This is a genomic window from Streptococcus sp. SM5 (genome assembly GCF_027497975.1).
Genome location: NZ_JAJNSC010000004.1, coordinates 146,277 through 162,936, shown reverse-complemented (window position 1 = coordinate 162,936; position 16,660 = coordinate 146,277). Strand labels below are relative to the sequence as shown.

The window sequence follows — 16,660 nt, the reverse complement described above, 5'->3', positions numbered from 1 at the left end:
AATGAGACAGTCATGGAAGTCAAAGCAGTATTTTTTGATATAGATGGAACGCTGGTAAATGATCGTAAGAGTGTTTTGAAATCCACAAAAGAAGCCATTAAGATTGTAAAAGAACAGGGTGTCCTAGTTGGAGTAGCAACAGGACGAGGACCTTTTTTTGTTAAAGATTTGATGGATGATTTAGATTTAGATTTTGCAGTTACCTATAATGGCCAATATATCTTTAACAAAGACCGTGTTCTCTTTGCCAGTCCTATCGATAAGGGAAGTCTCAGACAAATCATCTCTTATGCAAAGGCAAATCAAAAAGAAATCGCTATGGGAACTAGACAAGCAGTTGTTGGTTCTCGAATCATGTCCTTTGGTCTCAGTCCTTTATCACAATTGGTCAGTCGATTTGTACCTAAGTTTTTGACTCGAACAATCAGTAACTCATTCAACCGTATGGTTAGTAAAGCCGTCCCTCAAAAAGAAGAGGATTTGCTGGACTTAATCAACCAACCGGTCTATCAAGTTCTGATGTTGATGACTCCAGAAGAGTCTAATCAAGCAGCTACAGAATTAGACCATCTCAAGTTCACTAGAAGTAATCCTTTTGCAGCGGACATTATCAACCAGGGGAATTCCAAGTTAGAAGGGATTCGCCGTGTCGGAAAAGAGTATGGTTTTGATCTTAATCAAGTCATGGCTTTTGGAGATTCTGACAATGACTTGGAAATGTTGGCTGGTGTTGGGATGTCTGTTGCTATGGGAAATGGTAGCAGTAGTGTTAAGGAAGTAGCAAAACACATCACAACAAGCAACCAAGAGGGAGGTATACACAAGGCCTTGGAGTACTTTGGTGTATTGTCTTCTGAAAAAGTATTTGTGAGTCGAGATTATCACTTTAATAAGGTTAAAGCCTTCCATCATTTGATGGATGAGAGAACTCAGGAAGAGCCTAAAGTTTGGGATGTAAAAGGAGCAACTCATCGAGCCGCATTCAAAGTTGAAGAGTTAGTTGAATTTGTCCGTGCTGCAAGCAATTCTGAAGAGGAATTTCAACAAGCTGTACAAGATTTGCACCAGGCACTTGATGTATCAGCAGATAAAGTTTCTCAAAAAATACCTGCTGAAAGTACTTTGGTTGGACAAGTCGATGCCTTGATTGATACTCTATATTTTACTTATGGTAGTTTTGTATTGATGGGAGTGGATCCAGAGCGTATTTTTGAGATTGTCCATCAAGCCAATATGGCCAAGATTTTCCCAGATGGTAAGGCCCAGTTTGATCCAGTGACTCACAAGATTCTCAAACCTGAAGGTTGGGAGGAGAAACATGCCCCAGAACCAGCTATTAAGAAGGAACTTGCACGTCAAATCAGGGCTTATGAACGCCATAAAGAAAGAGAAAATAAACAATAAAAAGGAGCCCATTGGCTCCTTTTTTAATTCTTTTTAAAAAGTTTTATCTGTGTCTCTAACAACCAGGAGATCGACCTGGCATGGCGTAAGATATATTCTGATGAAGAACCGACAAGTAGACGCTCGAAGGCATTAAGTCCAGTTGCTCCAACTAAAATCAAATCGACTTCTTCTTGTTCAGGAATGGTTTTAGCTAATAGAGTTTTAGGATTTCCCATTTCGATGACAACTTGAATATCTGTAAGACCAGCGTCTCTTGCACGTTTTTCATATTCTGCCATCAAATCTTGGGCCTCAACTTGTAACTCTTCGTAAACTTCTGCATCGAAAGTTGAAATGCTTTGAATACCACGAGTATCAATGACATGGGCAATGGTTAATTTAGCCTGGTTACGTAATGCTGACTGAACTCCTTTGATAAAAGCCAAATCAGCTTCTTTTGAACCGTCGACTGCTACCATGATGTTTTCGTAACGTTGTGTCATAGCAAAAACCTCCTTAGTTTTATCACCTTCATTGTAACCCTTTTCACTAAAAAAGTAAAGTAAAAAACAATAGGAAAAGACGTGGTTTTTGATTTTAAAGAGGGGTTTGGTATAATGAAATCAGAGAAAAACAAGAGGAAAAATCATGACAAAAATTGCGGTACTTTCGGACATCCATGGGAATACAACAGCTCTAAAAGCAGTCTTAGACGATGCTCGACGACTAGAAGTCGATGAGTACTGGCTATTAGGAGATGTTCTCATGCCTGGTACAGGTCGAAAAAACATTCTAGAACTATTATCAACATTACCGATTACTACTCAAGTCTTGGGAAATTGGGAATATAGTCTATGGCGGGCTTGTCATCGAAAATTAGATGAAACTAAACCAAGTCTGCGTTATCTTTTACGCCAGTGTCAGTATATCATGGAGGAAGTTAGTGTAGAGGAGATTGAAGCTTTACAAAAATACCCTTTGCAAACTCATCGTCAATATGGAAATTTGACTGTTGGGATTAGCCACCATTTGCCGGATAAAAACTGGGGGAGAGAGTTGATTCATCTGGGTAAGCAAGAAGACTTTGATCGTTTAGTAGTCAATCCAGACTGTGATATAGCTGTATACGGTCATATTCACCAACAGTTTTTGCGCTATGCAAGTGGAGGTCAACTTATCTTAAATCCAGGATCAATTGGGCAACCCTTCTTTTTATCAGACAAGCTCCGAAAGGATCTGCGTGCCCAATACATGATTTTAGAGTTCGATGAACAAGGTTTGAAAGATGTGGACTTTAGGCGTGTGGAATACGATGTAGAGAAAGAACTACAGTTGGCAAAGGATTTGAATTTACCCTATTATCAAGTCTATTATGAAAGTTTAGTTAATGGAATTCACCACACTCATAATCAAGATTTTCTGCATGAGATTGCTCAAGATCAGGGACATGATGCAGAGCTTGATGATTGGCTTAGTAGTAACTATTGACATTACAACTATATGGGCTATAATAAATAAAGGATATCAGCTCAATAGGAGGATAGAAAATGCAAATTTCAAGTCGATTTACCATTGCAACCCATATGTTGATTATCATAGCTTTGAGAGGGAAAGAAAGTAAGGTGACTAGTGATTTTCTAGCAGCAAGTGTAGGAGTTAACCCTGTTATTATTCGAAAAACCTTATCCCAACTCAAAAAGGCAGAGTTAATCTCAGTCGCGCGTGGAACTGGTGGAGCGGAGATTATCAAAGACCTAGAGGACATCAGTCTTTTAGATGTTTACCAAGCAGTTGAGTGTTTAGGGAAGAAAGGACAACTCTTTAGTTTCCATGATAATCCTAATCCTGACTGTCCAGTAGGAGCTAACATCCATGGAGTTTTAGATGAAAAGTTAGATAAAATTCAAGAAGCCATGGAAGAAGAATTAAGCCAAACTAGTCTGGCTCGAGTAGTGGCAGATGCAGAAAAAAGAATTAAAGATTAAGAGGAATTTAGTTCCTCTTTTTCTATGCTTTATTATTTATATCCCTCCTTTTATCCTATAAGGGAATACTCTGGTAATAAAAAAACTCTCCTTGATTTTTAAGGAGAGTTTTTTTATAGAAATACTTGAAAAGAAGGCGATTAAAAAGCTTTTTAACTTGAGAAAGAAGAAGGTGAGATTGTTTTTAGTGGCTGCCTTTTGAAGGGATTTCATTTTTTGCGGAAGTAAGAAATAGTTGAGAAGGTTTATCAAGGAAAAGATGGTCGGAACTATAAAGTATTTGGGTCTGAATATCTGAGAAGCCATGATTTTTAAGAGTCTCCTCAAGTTCCGAAATAATAAAACCATGGTTTTCTCCATCTGGTACGGTATAATCAGCAATCAATAGTTGTCCTCCAAGAGTCAAATGTTCCTTGAACATAGCTAGACTGGAATCAAGATTAGGCATGTGATGAAGAACACGACTAACGATAATGAGATCGAATGTTTGCTCTAATGGCTTAAGCACTAAGTCTTGTTGAATCAAGTGTAGATTTTCAAGTTTTTGGTTTTTAACCTTGATACGAGCTTGCTCCAGCATTTTTTCTGCGATGTCAACCAAGGTCACTGACTTGGCTTGTTTAGCTAGAGGAAGAGCGATAAGTCCAGTTCCTCCTCCAAAATCTAGGATTGATTTGGTAGATAGCTCAGAGACTTGTTGCTTGATCTCTGCATTTACAAGGTCTGCAAGAAATTGGTTTTTGGGAGAATCGAAAGATTCTGCTCGATGATTAAAATGATGTTCCATGTCAATAGTGTAGCATAAAGAGAAGATGTTTTAAAATTTTGGCTACGTCTTGTTGAAAAGGTATAGAATTATCAACTGGTGGATAGCTTTTAAACTTTGATGAGAACAGGAGTTTTTTGGGATTTTGATTGAAAGAGTTAAGAAAATAAAGAGGAGAAAAACTTGAAATCATGTTATAATAAAGGGATAGAATCGTAAGAAAGAGTGGATGAATTTTGATTATTCCGACTTATAATTGGCAATTTGCACCTCAAGTTGAGGATGCAGATTTTACAAAAATCGCCAAGAAAGCTGGGCTAGGGCCTGAAGCTGCTCGTCTATTATTTAGCCGTGGTATTAAGGATGAAGATAGTTTGTCTCGTTTTTTGGCACCAAGTCTAGATGATTTACACGATCCCTATCTTCTCCACGATATGGATAAGGCAGTGAATCGTATTCGTCGTGCTATAGAGCAGGGTGAATTTATTCTCGTTTATGGAGACTACGATGCAGATGGGATGACATCAGCTTCTATCCTTAAAGAAACATTAGAACAACTAGGAGCCGAGTGCTTGGTCTATCTTCCTAATCGTTTTACAGATGGTTATGGTCCTAATGCCAGTGTTTACAAATACTTCATTGAACAACAAGGGATATCCTTGATTGTAACCGTAGATAATGGAGTGGCTGGGCATGAAGCTATTGACTTGGCTCAATCTATGGGAGTAGATGTTATTGTAACGGATCACCATTCTCTACCGGAGGTCTTACCTGATGCTTATGCAATCGTTCATCCTGAGCATCCTGAAGCAGACTATCCTTTTAAACATTTGGCGGGTTGTGGGGTGGCTTTTAAACTAGCTTGTGCCCTCTTGGAGGAAGTGCAGGTTGAGTTGCTTGATTTGGTTGCTATTGGGACGATTGCTGATATGGTCAGTTTAACAGATGAAAATCGCATCATGGTTCAATACGGTTTAGAAGTTTTGCGCAACACTCAACGAATTGGTCTCCAAGAGTTATTTGAAATAGCAGGGATTTCTAGCGGTGACCTTACAGAAGAAACTGTTGGTTTTCAGTTAGCACCACGATTAAATGCCCTAGGACGCTTGGATGATCCTAATCCTGCTATTGAGTTGTTAACTGGCTTTGATGATGAGGAAGTACATGAGATTGCCCTTATGATTCATGAGAAGAATGAGGAGCGTAAGGAAATTGTACAGACTATTTATGAAGAGGCAAAAGGGATGCTTGATCCAACTAAAAAGGTCCAAATTTTAGCAAAAGAGGGATGGAATCCAGGGGTTCTAGGTATTGTTGCTGGGCGTTTGCTTGAAGAATTTGGACAAACAGTTATCGTCCTTAACATCGAAGATGGACGAGCGAAAGGAAGCGCTCGAAGTATAGAAGCAGTGGATATCTTTGATGCTTTAGACCCGCATCGGGAACTTTTTATCGCCTTTGGTGGGCATGCAGGCGCTGCAGGTATGACTTTAGAAGTTGATAAATTAGAAGCCTTGTCAGAACTTTTGGAAGCTTATATCACAGAAAAAGGATTGGATGTAGCTACCAAAAACAATTTGCGTCTAGATGAAGACTTGGATTTAGAGGCTTTAACGATTGAGACTGTAAAAAACTTTGAACGCTTGGCGCCATTTGGTATGGATCACCAAAAACCTGTCTTTTATATAAGAGATTTTCAGGTTGAGAATGCACGTACTATGGGGGCAGGAAATGCCCATCTAAAATTAAAGATTTCAAAAGGCTCAGCAAACTTTGAAGTTGTAGCTTTTGGCAAAGGATCCTTGGCAACAGAGTTTGCTCAAGTTAAAGATTTGGAGTTAGCGGTAACCTTATCCGTTAATCAGTGGAATGGACAAACAGCCTTGCAGTTGATGATGGTTGATGCGCGTGTTGATGGAGTTCAACTCTTTAATATTCGTGGTAAGAATATAAATCTACCGGAGGGAGTACCTGTCCTAGATTTCACCAGTGATTTGCCAGAAAAATTTTCTAGCCCAGCAATCGTTGTAAAAAATATTCCCGAGGATCTCAGTCTTCTCAAACAAGTGTTGCAAGAACAGGATTTCTCTGCTATTTACTTTAAAAATGATATCGCTAAAGCATACTATTTGACAGGTTATGGAACAAGAGAGCAATTTGCTAAGCTTTATAAGATAATCTACCAGTTCCCAGAATTCGATATTCGCTATAAATTAAAAGATTTATCAGCCTATCTCAAAATTGAGCAAATCTTATTAGTTAAGATGATTCAGATTTTTGAAGAACTTGGATTTGTCACGATTGAGAATGGTGTGATGAAAGTGAATAGAGAAGCTCCAAAGAGGGACATAGCAGAAAGTCATATTTATCAACAACTAAAACAAACTGTTAAAGACCAGGAGATGATGGCGCTAGGTACGGTGCAAGAAATTTATAATTTTTTAATGGAAAAGTAGAAGAAAGGAAGCTGAGATGAACAATCTCAGCTTTTTTAACCTCCCTTATCCCCCTTAAATTTCATGTATTAAAAATATAATTATTTGTAATATGACTAAAATATAACTCTAAAATATCTGACATGTAAATTAGGTATTATTTCCTTATAAACAACAAAAACAAATAGGAATTATTAAAAAGGGAGAAATTCATTATGAAAAAAACAGTTGCTAAACTGACTCTTGGTTTGACATCTACTGCCATTTTGGCGACAGTTGGTGCTCAAACTGTTAGTGCAGACTCTTACGTTGTCCAAAATGGGGATTCATTTTTTGCTATTGCTAGTGCACATGGTATGGATCCTTATGTGTTGGCCGCTAACAATGGGAAAACCATTTTTGACACTATCCACCCAGGTGATATTCTGGAAGTGAGCGGTTTATCTCAAGGTAGTTTTTCATATAATGCACCAGCTTATGAGGCAACTAGCGCTGCAGATGATGTGTCAGACGTAGAAGATGTTATTGAAAATACTCCGACAGACTATGGGAACTCATATCCTGTTGGTCAGTGTACATGGGGCGTAAAAGAATTGGCTCCTTGGGCAAGCAACTGGTGGGGAAATGCTAATACTTGGGCGATTTATGCTAGTGCTCAAGGTTATCGTGTAGGAAATGTTCCAGTAGTAGGTGCAATCGCCGTTTGGGACGGTGGTGAATATGGACACGTTGCTTATGTGACAGATGTACAAAGTGAAAATTCTATCCAGGTATTGGAAGCGAACTACAGACGTCAAAAGCAAATTGCTAATTATCGTGGTTACTTTAATCCTAATGGATTTTTAGGTAGAGTCACTTATATCTACCCAAACTAAAAATGACTAAAAAAGATTTAGAATTTCTAAATCTTTTTCTTTTTGGGCAATTCCTTATGCTGAGTATAGACCTAGTGAGAGATTACTGAATGTTTTTAGACTATTTTTTAGACTCCATAATGGACAGAAGCTTTGATCGTTTGAGAATTCAGTCGTTAAATTATATTAGATAGAGTATCTTAAAAATATAAAAAATCAATTCAATTTTTAGTGGTCAAGAATCTCTGGTTGAAATAAAACCTTCATTTTGAAAATCGGTAAAAAAATGGTATAATGAAAGGACATAATTCGGTAGAAAGTAGAAGATACTTTCAGAATAAGAGAGCTTTTAAAACTCTACAAACTAGTTATTGTAATACCTCGGAGGAAAAATGACCAATATTAAATTAACAACTTTAGGTGGTGTCCGTGAAAACGGGAAAAATATGTATATTGCGGAGATTAACAACTCAATCTTTGTTTTGGATGCAGGTTTAAAATATCCTGAAAACGAGCAGCTTGGAGTTGACGTTGTTATTCCAAATATGGAATATTTATTTGAAAATAGTGACCGAATTTCAGGTGTCTTTTTAACGCACGGACATGCGGATGCGATTGGAGCTCTTCCTTATCTTTTGTCAGAAGTGAAAGTTCCTGTTTTTGGTTCAGAGTTGACTATTGAACTTGCTAAGCTTTTTGTTAAAGGAAATGATAGTGCTAAAAAATTCGATGATTTCCATGTTATTGATGAAAATACAGAAATCGACTTTGGGGGTACGGAGGTTTCCTTCTTCCGCACAACTCACTCTATCCCAGAGAGTCTGGGTGTCGTTTTGAAAACATCTGAAGGAAGTATCGTTTATACAGGGGACTTCAAATTTGACCAAACGGCTAGCGAATCATATGCAACTGACTTTGGTCGTTTAGCAGAAATTGGCCGCGAAGGAGTTTTAGCCCTTCTAAGCGACTCAGCAAACGCAGACAGTAATATTCAAGTAGCCAGCGAAAGTGAAGTTGGTGATGAAATTACGCAAACTATTTCTGACTGGGATGGACGTATCATTGTAGCTGCCGTTGCAAGTAACCTTTCTCGCATTCAGCAAGTCTTTGATGCTGCTGCAGAGACAGGACGTCGCGTTGTTTTGACTGGATTTGATATTGAAAATATCGTTCGTACAGCTATTCGCTTGAAAAAATTATCATTGGCTAACGAAAGTCTCTTGATTAAACCTAAAGATATGTCTCGATTTGAGGATCACGAGTTAATCATCCTTGAAACTGGTCGTATGGGTGAACCGATTAATGGACTTCGTAAGATGTCTATTGGGCGCCACCGCTATGTGGAAATCAAGGATGGCGATTTAGTGTATATCGTTACAACGCCATCAATTGCTAAAGAAGCTGTTATGGCTCGTGTAGAAAACATGATTTACCAAGCAGGTGGTGTTGTTCGACTCATTACATCAAGCCTACGTGTATCAGGGCATGGAAATGCTCGTGATTTACAGTTAATGATCAATCTTTTGAGACCACAATTTCTCTTCCCTATTCAAGGAGAGTATCGTGAACTGGATGCTCACGCTAGAGCGGCAATGGCAGTTGGCATGTTGCCAGAGCATATTTTCATTCCCAAAAAAGGAAGTACTATGTCCTATGAACATGGTGACTTTGTTTCGTCAGGTGCTATCACTGCAGGAGATATTCTGATTGATGGAAATGCTATTGGAGATGTCGGAAATGTTGTTCTTCGTGACCGTAAGGTCTTGTCGGAGGATGGGATCTTTATCGTTGCGATTACAGTTAACCGCCGTGAGAAGAAAATCATTGCCAAGGCACGAGTGCACACACGTGGATTTGTTTATCTCAAGAAGAGTCGTGACATCTTGCGTGAGAGCTCAGAGTTGATTAACCAAACAGTTGAAGACTATCTACAAGGTGAAGAATTTGAGTGGTCAGAGCTCAAAGGTAAAGTTCGAGACAGTTTGTCCAAGTTCCTCTTTGATCAAACTAAGCGTCGTCCAGCAATCTTACCAGTAGTTATGGAAGCAAAATAATAATTAAATAAAGATCTAGAAAAAGTCGAATTTCGGCTTTTTCTTATCTTAAACCTAAAAGGAGAAAATAATGGCAGTAATGAAGATTGAGTACTACTCAGAAGTTTTGGATATGGAATGGGGAGTCAATGTTCTGTATCCTGATAGCTCTAGGGTAACAGACCCGAATTGCACAGATATTCCTGTCCTCTATCTCTTACATGGGATGTCTGGAAACCATAATAGTTGGCTCAAACGTACTAATGTTGAGCGTTTGCTACGTGGTACTAATCTTATTGTTGTTATGCCTAATACTAGTAATGGATGGTATACCGACACCCAATATGGATTTAACTACTATACTGCCTTATCAGAAGAGTTACCTAAAGTCATGAAGCGCTTTTTCCCTAACATGACTAGTAAACGTGAAAAGACTTTTATTGCTGGACTATCTATGGGCGGTTATGGTTCCTTCAAATTAGCTCTGTCAACTAACCGTTTCTCCTATGCAGCTAGTTTTTCTGGTGCCCTTAGTTTTCAGGAGTTTTCTCCAGAAAATCAAGATTTAGGGAATCGGACATATTGGCAAGGTATTTTTGGTGAGATTAAAAATTGGGAAAGTAGTCCATATTCACTGGAAAGCCTAGCTGAAAAGTCAGATAAGAAGACAAAACTCTGGATTTGGTGTGGCGAACAAGATTATCTTTATTCTGCTAATAATCTAGCAGTAAAAAATCTCAAAAATCTAGGTTTTAATGTGACCTATAGTCATAGTCCAGGTGCCCATGAATGGTATTACTGGGAAAAACAATTGGAACGATTTTTAGCTACTCTACCTATCAACTTTATTTTGGAAGAGCGCCTTATATAAGAATTAAAGTTCTGTTTAGGTGTTAGAACATAATGATTCTATAATTCTATAATTCTTTATTTTTTAATAAAAAAGTAGTAGAATAGGTATGTTATAAATTTATTAGGAAAAGGACCAGCCAATGTATCATTATCAAATAGGTATTTCACCTGAAATACATGATGAGTTTGTCAAAAAAAGTGATTTGGCAAATCTTTTACAAAGTAGTGCTTGGGCTAATGTAAAAAATCAATGGGATAACGAGATAGTTGGCTTTTTTAAAGACGACCAGCTAGTAGCTTCAGCCAGCTTGTTATATAGGTCTTTACCTTTTGGTTTTACCATGTGCTATGTTGCGAGAGGTCCAATATTGGATTATAAAGATAAAGAGTTATTACAATTCGTTTTTACCTCTCTCAAAACGATCGCCAAAAGGAAAAAGTCACTATTTGTTAAATGTGATCCTAGTCTTGTTTTAAGTAAAACTGTAATACATAAGGACTGTACAACTTGTTCTAATCCGGAGACAAAAGAAATCATCCAGAGTTTACAAGCTATTGGGGTAATTTGGTCTGGATTATCAACAGACATGTCTCAAACTATTCAGCCAAGGATTCAGGCTAAGATTTATAAAGAAGGATTTGAAGAAAACTTACCGAAGTCAACCAAACAAGCGATTCGTACAGCTTTAAATAAAGGAATCGAGATTAAGTATGGAAGAGAAGAGCTATTAGATGATTTTACGACTTTGATGAGAAAAACAGAAGTCAGAAAAGATATTCATCTGCGAAATGAAGAGTATTATCATCAATTATTAGCTGCTTATGAAAACTCTAGTTTTATTACAATGGCTTATTTAGATTTAGAAAAACGATTAGAAGAATTAGAGTCTAAATTAGCAAAAAACAAGCTAGCTGCAGAAGCTTTCTCTCAAGAAACAAAACCAGGTAAAATTAAGAATAATGAAGAAGAGCGGGAACGCTTAGTTCAAGAAATTGCATTTTTGAATTCTCGCATTGAGTCAGGAGTGAAGGTGGCCCCGCTTTCGGGAACCTTAACAATAGAATTTGGTACTACTTCTGTCAATTTGTATGCGGGAATGGATGACACCTTTAAACAATATAATGCGCCTATTCTGACTTGGTATTCTACAGCTAAACAATCTTTTGACCGTGGAACGTTATGGCAGAATCTTGGAGGAGTTGAGGGAGATTTTAAAGGTGGCCTATATCTTTTTAAATCTAAATATTCTCCAACAATCGAAGAGTATATTGGGGAATTAACAATACCGATTCATCCTCTATATCCTTTAGGTGGACAAATTTATAAACTTAGGAAAAAGTTAAGAAAATCAATATATAGAAAGAAATCCTAATGGTTTTAACTTCAATTACGAGTACGGAATTTCAAAGTTTTGCGGATACAATTTCAAATCGTTCATTTATTCAAAGTGAGCAAATGGGTGTTTTGTTAGGAACTCGAGGTGCAGATGTTACCTATTTGGCATTGAAAGAAGATGCAGAAATTTTAGTTGCAGCTTTAGTATATACGTTACCGATGACCGGTGGACTACATATGGAGATAAATTGTGGCCCTATCTATTCGGATTCACGCTACTTAGATGCTTTTTATAATTGTCTTAAAGAATATGCAAAGAGTCGTGGGGTGCTTCAATTAATCGTAAAACCTTATGATACTTATCAAACATTTGATAGCAGTGGACAACCTAGTAGCGAAGAACGAAAAGAGATAATTTCTACTCTTACTAATCTTGGATTTCAACATGATGGATTAATGACTGGTTATCCAGGGGGTGAGCCAGATTGGCTTTATCTTAAAAATTTAGCTGGAATAACAGAAAAAACACTTCTTACTACATTTAGTAAAAAAGGTAAGTCTTTGGTAAAGAAAGCCAATACATTTGGTATTAAGTTGAAGAAACTTCAACGAGAAGAGTTAGCTATTTTTAAAAGAATCACTACTAAAACATCTGAACGAAGAAATTATAGTGATAAGAGTCTGGAATATTATCAACATTTTTATGATTCTTTTAAAGACAAGGCTGAGTTTATTATCGCCACTCTTAATTTTAACGAATACTTAAATAGATTAGAAATAGAGCAGGATAGACTACAAGCCAAGATAGAGGAAATTAAAACCAAGCTACTTGCAAATCCTAATTCTGATAAAATACAAAATACATTAAGAGAGTATAATAGTCAGTTTGATTCTTTTGAACTTCGTAAAACTGAGGCAAAAGAGCTAGCTGAAAAGTATGGAGACGAAGATGTTGTGTTAGCAGCCAGTCTCTTTGTTTATATGCCGCAAGAGGTCACCTATCTGTTTAGTGGCTCCTATTCAGAATTTAGTAAATTTTATGCTCCAGCAATTCTCCAAGAATATGTTATGTTAGAATGTATAAAACGAGGGATTCCTAGCTACAATTTATTAGGTATCCAAGGCCTCTTTGATGGTAGCGATGGAGTTCTACGCTTTAAGCAGAATTTCAATGGCTATATTGTTCGTAAACCAGGCACTTTCCGATATTATCCAAACCCGTTCAAGTTTAAGTGTTTACAAGTTTTGAAAAAATTAATGGGGAGATAAGTAAAAGAAGTATTTTTAGATTTCTTTTAGTTTTCTCCAGTAAAATAGAGAATCTATCTTTAGAATGGCTATCCATTACTCAAAGATGGGTTCTTATTTTTTAGAAAGGTGGGCAATCATGGGCTGGATTATTCGTGTTTTATATCGATTTTTACTAGGAATTTTGCGTATGTTTTGGCGCCTTATGTGGACACTTATACTCTTAATTCTCATTACTTTTGGGATTCTCTGGTATGTGACAGGCGATTTATCAGGTGTCTTCAATCAAGTAAGCAATCTTGTTCAAGTCGGCCAAACAGGTTGGCACCAATGGCAAGAGACTGGTAAGTTGCAAGATTTGTCTCAGATAGATCATCATCAAGCTTCAGGAGCAAAATGGCCAAAAGCGCAAGCAACGATTTATATTGATCCCCAAATGGATGCAACCTTCCAAAAAGCCTACGCTGAGGCTATTGCTAACTGGAATCAGACTGGCGCTTTTAATTTTGTGCTTGTAACAGAACCGGATCAGACCAATATTTTTGCGACTGAGATGAACGATGGTTCGACAGCTGTTGCTGGCGAGGCAGAGAGTCAAACAAATCTCCTAACCAAACAATTCACTTCGGTAACCGTTCGTTTGAATCATTACTATCTATCTAATCCAAACTATGGCTATACCTATGATCGTATCTTGCATACAGCAGAGCATGAGCTAGGTCATGCCATTGGTTTGGAACACACCAATGAAGTTTCAGTCATGCAACCGGATGGGTCCTATTATGGTATCCAAACTCAGGACATTATGGCTATTCAGAGCTTGTATGAGACGGAAAAGGAAGTAGTAGATAAATAAAATAAGGCTCCTTGAGTGATGGAATGAGGGGCTTTTTGTTCGTCCTATGCTATAATGGAACTATGAATAACTTGATTAAATCAAAACTGGAGCTCTTGCCGACTAGCCCTGGTTGTTACATTCACAAAGATAAAAACGGCACTATCATTTATGTAGGAAAGGCTAAAAATCTGCGCAATCGGGTGCGGTCCTACTTCCGTGGGAGCCATGATACCAAGACAGAAGCCTTGGTGTCTGAAATTGTGGATTTTGAGTTTATTGTTACGGAGTCTAATATAGAGGCCCTTCTTTTAGAGATTAATCTCATCAAGGAAAACAAGCCTAAGTACAATATTATGCTCAAGGACGACAAGTCCTATCCCTTTATCAAAATCACCAATGAGCGCTATCCTCGCTTGATTATCACCCGTCAGGTCAAGAAAGACGGAGGACTCTATTTTGGTCCCTATCCGGATGTGGGCGCAGCCAATGAAATCAAGCGACTTTTAGACCGGATTTTTCCTTTCCGAAAGTGTACTAATCCACCTTCAAAAGTCTGTTTTTACTACCACATAGGCCAGTGCATGGCTCATACGGTTTGTCGCAAGGATGAAGCCTATTTTAAAGCTATGTCCCAAGAAGTCTCTGATTTTCTCAAGGGACAAGACGATAAAATCATTGATGAACTCAAGAGTAAGATGGCTTTGGCAGCCCAAAGTATGGAGTTTGAACGTGCAGCGGAATACCGTGATTTGATTCAGGCCATTGGCACCCTTCGGACTAAGCAACGAGTCATGGCAAAAGATCTTCAAAATCGTGATGTATTTGGCTATTACGTGGATAAGGGCTGGATGTGTGTTCAGGTCTTCTTTGTCCGTCAGGGAAAATTGATTGAACGGGATGTCAATCTCTTTCCTTACTACAACGATCCGGATGAGGATTTTCTGACCTATGTGGGGCAGTTTTATCAAGAAAAATCTCACTTGGTTCCAAATGAAATTCTGATTCCTCAGGATATTGACGAAGAGGCTGTCAAGGCCTTGGTGGATACCAAGGTTCTCAAGCCCCAAAGAGGGGAGAAGAAGCAACTGGTTAATCTGGCTATCAAAAATGCTCGTGTTAGTTTAGAGCAGAAGTTTAATCTGTTAGAGAAATCAGTTGAAAAAACTCAAGGGGCTATTGAAAATCTTGGGCGACTTTTACAAATTCCGACCCCAGTCCGTATCGAGTCTTTTGATAACTCTAATATTATGGGGACTAGTCCAGTCTCTGCTATGGTTGTTTTTGTCAATGGAAAACCGAGCAAGAAGGATTACCGTAAGTATAAAATCAAGACTGTGGTCGGATCAGATGACTATGCAAGTATGCGAGAGGTTATTCGTAGACGTTATGGACGGATCCAGCGTGACGGTTTGACACCGCCAGATTTGATTGTCATTGATGGGGGACAAGGTCAGGTCAATATCGCTAAACAGGTCATTCAAGAAGAGTTAGGGTTAGATATTCCGATCGCAGGTCTGCAAAAGAACGACAAGCACCAAACTCATGAATTGCTCTTTGGAGACCCACTTGAGGTGGTAGAGTTGTCTCGCAATTCTCAAGAATTTTTCCTCTTGCAACGCATTCAGGATGAGGTTCACCGTTTTGCAATCACCTTCCACCGTCAACTCCGTTCTAAAAATTCCTTCTCCTCTCAATTGGATGGAATTGAAGGCTTAGGCCCCAAACGCAAGCAGAATTTGATGAAATATTTCAAATCTCTAACAAAAATTAAGGACGCCAGTGTGGATGAAATAGTGGAAGTTGGCATACCAAGAGCTGTTGCAGATGCTATTCATAGACAGTTAAATCCTAAGGACCATGTAAATTATGCTCAAGTTGCTGAGAAACTTGCCAACTACGAAGAATAACAAGCAAAAAAGGTTTGTAGTCTAGCGGGTGCAAGCTTGTCAGAATTATGGTAAAATAGATAAGATATGACTAAAGAATTTCATCATGTAACGGTTATGCTTTATGAAACAATTGATATGCTAGATGTAAAACCTGACGGTATTTATGTTGATGCGACTTTGGGTGGAGCGGGCCACAGCGAGTATTTATTAAGTAAACTAAGTGAGAAAGGGCATCTGTATGCCTTTGATCAGGACCAAAACGCTATTGATAATGCGCAAAAACGTCTAGCTCCTTATATCGAAAAAGGGATGGTCACTTTTATTAAGGACAATTTTCGTAACTTAAGGGTTAGATTGCATGAAGCTGGGGTCCAAGAAATAGATGGAATCTGTTATGATTTAGGAGTATCGAGTCCGCAACTGGATCAGCGTGAACGTGGCTTTTCATATAAGAAGGATGCGCCGCTGGATATGCGGATGAATCAGGAAGCTAGTTTGACTGCTTATGAAGTTGTCAATCATTATGACTATCATGAATTGGTTCGAATCTTTTTCAAATATGGAGAAGATAAGTTTTCTAAACAAATTGCACGCAAAATTGAGCAAGTTCGTCAAGTGAAGCCGATTGAGACGACAACCGAATTGGCAGAGATTATCAAGTCGGTCAAGCCTGCGAAAGAGCTTAAGAAAAAAGGGCACCCAGCTAAGCAGATTTTCCAGGCTATTCGTATTGAAGTCAATGATGAGCTAGGAGCAGCCGATGAATCTATCCAGCAAGCGATAGATATGCTGGCTCTAGATGGAAGAATATCAGTGATTACCTTCCATTCGCTAGAAGACCGATTGACCAAGCAACTATTTAAGGAAGCTTCGACAGTAGAAGTTCCGAAAGGCTTGCCTTTTATTCCAGATGAACTCAAGCCCAAAATGGAATTGGTTTCTCGCAAGCCGATTTTACCAAGCAAGGCAGAATTAGAAGCTAATAATCGTTCCCATTCAGCTAAGCTAAGAGTCGCTAGAAAAATTCACAAGTAAGAG

Annotated in this window: 13 protein-coding genes and 1 pseudogene; 12 read left to right on the top strand and 2 right to left on the bottom strand. The window is 38.3% G+C overall.

All coding sequences use genetic code 11. The features are described 5' to 3' along the window. Positions 1-12 precede the first annotated feature (12 nt). On the top strand, positions 13-1,404 hold the full coding sequence (locus PAN07_RS04660; RefSeq protein WP_269797277.1) for a Cof-type HAD-IIB family hydrolase: 1,392 nt from the start codon (positions 13-15) through the stop codon (positions 1,402-1,404). Between the two features lie 33 nt (positions 1,405-1,437). Here PAN07_RS04660 and PAN07_RS04655 read toward each other — a convergent pair. Then, positions 1,438-1,889, bottom strand: a pseudogene (locus tag PAN07_RS04655) (universal stress protein). A 145-nt stretch (positions 1,890-2,034) separates the two neighbouring features. Between PAN07_RS04655 and PAN07_RS04650 the strand changes: the two are divergent. Both PAN07_RS04650 and PAN07_RS04645 read left to right on the top strand, forming a co-directional pair. Continuing rightward, positions 2,035-2,874: a metallophosphoesterase family protein gene (locus PAN07_RS04650; protein ID WP_269797276.1), complete on the top strand. Its 840-nt coding sequence runs from the start codon at positions 2,035-2,037 to the stop codon at positions 2,872-2,874. A gap of 59 nt (positions 2,875-2,933) precedes the next feature. Further along, positions 2,934-3,371, top strand: a complete 438-nt coding sequence (locus PAN07_RS04645; RefSeq protein WP_269797275.1) for an Rrf2 family transcriptional regulator — start codon at positions 2,934-2,936, stop codon at positions 3,369-3,371. 184 nt (positions 3,372-3,555) lie between these two features. Here the strand turns inward: PAN07_RS04645 and PAN07_RS04640 are convergent, their stop codons facing one another. Next, positions 3,556-4,158, bottom strand: a complete 603-nt coding sequence (locus PAN07_RS04640; protein ID WP_269797274.1) for a class I SAM-dependent methyltransferase — start codon at positions 4,156-4,158, stop codon at positions 3,556-3,558. Positions 4,159-4,373: 215 nt separating this feature from the next. Here PAN07_RS04640 and recJ point away from each other — a divergent pair, with 215 nt between their 5' ends. The 9 genes from recJ (at position 4,374) to rsmH (ending at position 16,657) form a co-directional block, all read left to right on the top strand. Continuing rightward, positions 4,374-6,593, top strand: a complete 2,220-nt coding sequence (gene recJ / locus PAN07_RS04635; protein WP_269797273.1) for a single-stranded-DNA-specific exonuclease RecJ — start codon at positions 4,374-4,376, stop codon at positions 6,591-6,593. Between the two features lie 194 nt (positions 6,594-6,787). Next, a complete protein-coding gene (locus PAN07_RS04630) occupies positions 6,788-7,447 on the top strand; it encodes a CHAP domain-containing protein (protein ID WP_269797272.1) in 660 nt (219 codons plus the stop codon). A 371-nt stretch (positions 7,448-7,818) separates the two neighbouring features. Then, entirely contained in the window at positions 7,819-9,480 is a 1,662-nt protein-coding gene (locus PAN07_RS04625) for a ribonuclease J (RefSeq protein WP_269797271.1), read from the top strand. A 70-nt stretch (positions 9,481-9,550) separates the two neighbouring features. Beyond that, positions 9,551-10,330 carry an alpha/beta hydrolase family protein gene (locus PAN07_RS04620; protein WP_269797270.1) on the top strand — a complete coding sequence of 260 codons (780 nt, stop codon included), beginning with the start codon at positions 9,551-9,553 and terminating at the stop codon, positions 10,328-10,330. A 121-nt stretch (positions 10,331-10,451) separates the two neighbouring features. After that, positions 10,452-11,684, top strand: coding sequence for an aminoacyltransferase (locus tag PAN07_RS04615; protein ID WP_269797269.1), 1,233 nt, complete (start codon positions 10,452-10,454; stop codon positions 11,682-11,684). Next, complete coding sequence (locus PAN07_RS04610; RefSeq protein WP_269797268.1) at positions 11,684-12,916, top strand: aminoacyltransferase; 1,233 nt, start codon at positions 11,684-11,686, stop codon at positions 12,914-12,916. Before PAN07_RS04615 ends, PAN07_RS04610 begins: the two co-directional genes overlap by 1 nt. Before the next feature lie 118 nt (positions 12,917-13,034). Continuing rightward, positions 13,035-13,751, top strand: coding sequence for a M57 family metalloprotease (locus PAN07_RS04605; protein ID WP_269797267.1), 717 nt, complete (start codon positions 13,035-13,037; stop codon positions 13,749-13,751). 62 nt (positions 13,752-13,813) lie between these two features. Beyond that, positions 13,814-15,640: an excinuclease ABC subunit UvrC gene (gene uvrC / locus PAN07_RS04600; protein ID WP_269797266.1), complete on the top strand. Its 1,827-nt coding sequence runs from the start codon at positions 13,814-13,816 to the stop codon at positions 15,638-15,640. 66 nt (positions 15,641-15,706) lie between these two features. After that, positions 15,707-16,657 (top strand): 16S rRNA (cytosine(1402)-N(4))-methyltransferase RsmH, encoded by a 951-nt coding sequence (gene rsmH, locus PAN07_RS04595; protein ID WP_269797265.1) that lies wholly within the window; start codon positions 15,707-15,709, stop codon positions 16,655-16,657. The last annotated feature ends 3 nt before the right edge of the window (positions 16,658-16,660 follow it).